The organism is Vibrio sp. 10N.222.49.C9 (assembly GCF_041474985.1).
Classification (GTDB): Bacteria; Pseudomonadota; Gammaproteobacteria; order Enterobacterales; family Vibrionaceae; genus Vibrio; species Vibrio crassostreae_C.
Map to the genome: position 1 here is coordinate 1 of NZ_JBFRVD010001663.1, position 363 is coordinate 363.

The 363-nt window shown below is 50.4% G+C and carries 1 pseudogene; it reads left to right on the forward strand.

The window, feature by feature from the left end:
- Positions 1-363, forward strand: a pseudogene (secD, locus tag AB4585_RS29705) (protein translocase subunit SecD); the annotation flags it as partial.

The window sequence follows — 363 nt, forward strand, 5'->3', positions numbered from 1 at the left end:
GAACCGAACTCCAGTCCACTATCGTGCAACAAAACTTGCAGATCATGCGAGGCCGAATCGAAGAGCTAGGTATTACTGAGGCTATGGTGCAAAGGCAAGGTACGGACAATATCCGCATCGAGCTGCCCGGCGTTCAAGACCCCGCTCAAGCTAAGAATGTGATTGGCGCTACTGCCAGCCTTGCATTTTATGAGGTCAAAAGTGACTCTTCAGCCTACAGTCGTCAAAACTTAGTACTCAAAGATAATGATGGTCGCTCGGTTGTCCTTGAGAAGAGACCTGTGCTTGCAGGCGAGCACATTACCAATGCGCGCTCTGGCATGGATGAGATGGGGCTTTCAGAAGTGAACATCACCCTTGACC